The sequence below is a fragment of the Candidatus Zixiibacteriota bacterium genome, assembly GCA_022865345.1.
Classification (GTDB): Bacteria; Zixibacteria; MSB-5A5; order MSB-5A5; family RBG-16-43-9; genus RBG-16-43-9.
The window spans coordinates 1-4,923 of record JALHSU010000013.1 but is presented as its reverse complement, the minus strand read 5'-3'; the positions used below and the strand labels follow the sequence as shown (position 1 = coordinate 4,923).

Below are 4,923 nucleotides of genomic sequence, written 5' to 3'. Positions count from 1 at the left end.
TTAGTCCTCATTGAAAAAACCTCTTGATATTTTTAGGGAATAACTTATCATATAAGTGAGATCAATCTTTTAAAAGTGAAGATTTGATGAGAAGACTACTCATCCTTTTATTTTTAAGCTTAGTTTTCGGCACCCCTGCCTTTGCCCAGTTTGATATGCAGCAGATAGCGGTTATGCAGGGAGATACTGACGGAGTAAGCTTTGGCATACACTTAGCGGGAGTGGGGGACATAAATAAAGATGGAATTGAGGACTTGGTAATAGGGCAGTATGGAAAGACTTTTATCTACTTTGGTTCGAAAAACTTTGATACCATACCTGATATAGTATTTCCATTTTCGTCCGGATATATATGTCATGGAGATGTAAATGGTGATGGTGTTCAAGACCTCTTGTTAACCCGTTTTTCATTATTATCAGTCTTGATTTATTATGGAGGCCCTCCTTTTGATACTATTCCAGACAAGGTTCTGGTAGCCCTTGATACTATATCACCTCCGTACACTCCTTTTGGATTAAAGATAGCCACAGGAGATATTAATAAAGATGGCTATGATGATATTGCTATCCATGGAAATAACAACAAAGTTTATGTCTTTTTGGGTGGGGCAGATATGTCAACTTCACCAGCATATATCTTACAGGGACCTCCTAATTATTTTGGCTTTCCTGGTTTAGCCATAGGGGATGTAAACGGGGATGGTTATGCAGATTTAGCCGTTTCTACAAGCGGACATTATCCAGACGATTCTACTTATATTTATTTCGGGGGACCGCAGTTAGACACCATACCAAGAGTAAAATTAAAAGGTGGATTTGTAATTTTAGGAGATGTTAACGGAGATGGCTATAAGGATATAATAACGGTTGAAGGAACCTATTTCGGAGGTAGTACAATAGACTCTCTGGTTGACTCGCCTCTTTGTATCAGAGGTCAATCCTGGGCAATTGGTAATTTTAATAAGGATAAATATGAGGATTTACTCTCAGGGGTTCCAACGTTAGCTGGCGGTGAAGCTTGGATATATTTAGGTTCTAACCCTTTGGATACAATGCAAGATTGGCATTATTATGATTCTGAAGTGGGTGATTACGGTAGTCAAGTAAGTGTTGCTGACATCAATGGCGATGGGGTCGACGAAGCTATAGTAGGCGATCCAGGCTGGTGGTATGCTTATCCAGATGCTCCGATAGGTCGAGTTTATATTTATAAGAACCCTTACACTGCAGTCAAAGACGAACAAAATCCCATACCTCACGACTTTGCTTTACATCAGAATTACCCAAATCCGTTTAACTCATCCACCATAATACCGTTTAGTTTAAAGATTCAAGGTTCAACGTTCAAGGGTCCCATCCCAACCACCCTGATTATTTATAATATCTTAGGTAAAAAAATAAGGATTTTGTTAGATGAGGAAAAACTACCTGGAAACTATCAGGTTATTTGGGATGGGAGAGATGATTCAGGAAAGGGGGTGAGTAGTGGAATATATTTCTATCAGCTAAAAGCGGGCAGTTTTAACGATAGTAAGAAACTTTTACTAATTAAATAATTTTTTGGGGTGTAAAATGCTTAAAAAAATTCTTTTGTTTGGTTTAGTGGCCATAATGAGTTCAGCTATTATGGTCTTTTCAGCTTATGAGGGGAAATTCCCCAGAATCGCTTTCAGTCCACCTTATATTTTCCATAATGGGTCTGATTATAACTATTATACTTATTTTCCTCAGGCAGTAGATACGCTTGGTCTCACAGCTCTGGTGCAAAACCTGTGGGTTTTCAGGGACGCAGATTTTGCTTCTGCCGCTTCAGATTCTTTGAACCTCATAAATGCCTGGACCGCATATTACTCTTATGGTCAATACAGTATGTATCAGGCAGATGGTTATAACGAATATGACTGGTTTTTGCCGAATATACCGGGAGAAAATATCCGTTTTCTAAGCACTAAATATAATAATGCTGGTCATGGTCACCAAATCAGCGAGCAAGTAGGTGATTCTATTGGCTATGCTTGGTTTGTCTCCAAGGACAATCCAAATGACAATCGAGGGTATGTTTTGTATGGTCTGTGGAATGAAAGAACAGGTCCCAATTCTTTAGGTCCTTATGCCATTGATTACAGCCGGGAGCAGGAAAAAGCTGACAGGCATTATACTGCGACCTTTAAGCTAAAAGTGCCTTGTAGCCCCACCAGTGAGCCGGTGGCAAATATAGGGGTCTATTTTTACCACGGCGCTGATTCCACAGTCTGGTCTCGCACTCTTCTTTATCAGGATTTTAATCCATGTGGTCAATACTTGCCTTTTAAACTAACGTTCTCGCCAGGATGGAGTTCAGGGGATTCCTTTGACTATAGGGTTTACTGGAATAAGAACACTGACCTTTACATAGACTATGTTGAAGTCTATGATAGTAATTATGCCTATTTATTCTATGTACGTTCTGATAGCAATCCGAACATGACTGTCTATCAATGGAACCTTATACATGACAGTCACATCCTGGATAACGAGCAATTTCACGGAACCTCGCTCTATCGCTGGGCACTGCAGGATCAACCAGCTTATGACCAATTCCGTAGTAGCAGGCGGGTTAATGAAATCCTAGACTCTGCACATTACGTTCCAGGAATTCAGTCCGCAGGCGATTTCGATTACATCAACACCTATCGATATATGAATGAGGTTAACCCACATGAGCTTTTCTATGATGATTACCCGATATGGAGGGATACGACACCTGAAAATGACAACGACGCTTGGCAGGAAACCCTGGACTCTTTTGCTGTAAGGTTAAATAAGGTAGCTAACGCGGCAAAATCCAGAAATAAAGAATGGTGGTATATTGCCCAGACTTTCAAATCGCTTACAGCTCCTGTACCCAGATATCCGCACAATAGTGAGTTAAAGGCCACGGTTAATATGGCATTAGCGTATGGTGTCAAAGGAATTGGATATTTCGAATATGCATCACGCGCTTATGCGCCGGACGATGTACACGGGGGTTTAATAGATAGCGTCGAGGGGAAACCCATTGAGACCTACCCTGCCTATGTCAATATCTACTACTCAAGCATGAGCATTCCGGAGACTTTGTTTTCCGCAGTTAAACAGATAAATGAGAGACTGGATACTTTAGGCCCTATTCTGAAAAAACTCGAATGGCGGTGGGCCGGTCCGAGTTCGCAGGTGGGAAGTGCTCCCGGAAGTTTTATCGCTTCGGTAAATGGAGTGGCTTGCTCAACTTGCTGCATTTGCATCTGCAAAGAACCGACCTATGAAAACCATATACAGGTAGGAATGTTCAGGGATGATTCTGTAGGCGAAGATTATTTCATGTTAGTCAACCGTTGGGTTGGGTACGGTGAAAGACCTTGCCAGCAAGTCACCTTGCAGAAAAGCCGTTATTCCTATTTAATAGATTGCTCAACTGGGCAGTTGTTGGATACTCTGTCGGGGAATGGCACTTTTCATCTTATCATAAACCCGGGTGAAGGAAAGCTGTTCAGATTGGCTAATTTCTTGAAATCCAATCTGAGCGGCAGCGTCATTGGAACAAACCCGCAGAGAATCCGTCTTTCCTGGACAGACCCTAATAGAAATGAGACCAGTTATCGCGTGGAACGGAAATTGGCATCACAGTCGGAGTGGCCACTCCAGGCAGAGATAGGCTCAACTAATGCTAATGTCACAAGTTATGATGATACCAGTCTGACAGGTAGTGAAACTTACAACTATCGAGTTAGGGCGTATGACGGAGTGTACTATTCAGAGTATTCTAATCAAATTACAGTCAGAAATATTCCTAACCCACCGCGTAATTTGACCGCTCATCTGAATAGGATTTGCTGTCCGGGCAGAGGGGCAGGAGCTGGTTCTGGTATAGGTATCAATGGGATTTGCCCTTATTGCTATACTAACGAGATAATTCTTTCCTGGCAAGCACCTCAGAATCAGAAGTCCGGCACCTTAGCCAGTTACCGGGCTGTAGCTTGGCGCGGCACGTGGAATGCATCTCAAACAGTACCTTTTACCTCGACCACTACTACCTTCTGTGTGCCAGAACTTGGAAAAAGTTACAATTTCGCAGTTTATGCTATTGATTCTGCCGGAAATGTTAGCAATCCCTCTACTTCAATATCTATATCCTCCGGAACTACAGATTACTGTTATGGAGACGGCGAGCCACAGCAAAAAATAGTTGCTTCAGTTATTCCAGAAAGATTTGAGCTCTTTCAAAATTATCCTAATCCGTTTAATTTTGGAACCTTGATAAAATATGCTCTGCCACAAGAAAGCGAGGTTAAAATAGTTGTCTATAACTTATTGGGTCAAAAAGTCAGGGTTTTAGTGAACGATATTCAAGAACCTGGGTATTACACTATCTCCTGGAATGGGAAAAATGAACGGGGTGAAGCTGTTGGCAGCGGAATCTACTTTTACCGGATACAGGCTGGGTCATTTACCAAGACTGCCAAGATGAGCTTGCTGAAATAGGATTACTTTTCCTTCATTTCCTATAAAAGAAGAGCTCCGATTTATCGGGGCCTTCTTTTTTTGAAAAAACCTCTTGACCTTTTCAATTTTTTCTTTTATAAATACAAAAATCATAAGGAGTTGGTTTCTTTAAAAAGGATTTTTAAGATGGGGAAGATAATCGCAATAGCAAACCAAAAAGGAGGGGTCGGTAAAACAACGACTGCAGTTAACCTGTCCGCCTGTCTGGCAGTAGCTGAGGAAAAAGTCCTGCTGATAGATATAGATCCACAGGCGAACTCGACTTCCGGCATGGGGATAGATAAAAATAATCTGCAGAACACGATTTATGAGGTCTTGATAAATGAGGTCCCGATAAAAGATGCAATTCTTCCAACCACAATCCCTTTTTTAGAAATTGTTCCTTCCTCGTTAAGATTGGTC

3 protein-coding genes are annotated in these 4,923 nt (G+C 41.4%); all 3 read left to right on the top strand.

Translation table 11 applies throughout. The annotated features are described in order from the left end of the window. Nucleotides 1-86: 86 nt before the first annotated feature. Nucleotides 87-1,556 (top strand): FG-GAP-like repeat-containing protein, encoded by a 1,470-nt coding sequence (locus tag MUP17_00545; GenBank protein MCJ7457468.1) that lies wholly within the window; start codon nucleotides 87-89, stop codon nucleotides 1,554-1,556. 16 nt (nucleotides 1,557-1,572) lie between these two features. Further along, nucleotides 1,573-4,500, top strand: a complete 2,928-nt coding sequence (locus tag MUP17_00540) for a T9SS type A sorting domain-containing protein (protein MCJ7457467.1) — start codon at nucleotides 1,573-1,575, stop codon at nucleotides 4,498-4,500. A 147-nt stretch (nucleotides 4,501-4,647) separates the two neighbouring features. Then, on the top strand, nucleotides 4,648-4,923 hold a 276-nt coding region (locus MUP17_00535; GenBank protein MCJ7457466.1), incomplete at its 3' end, for an AAA family ATPase.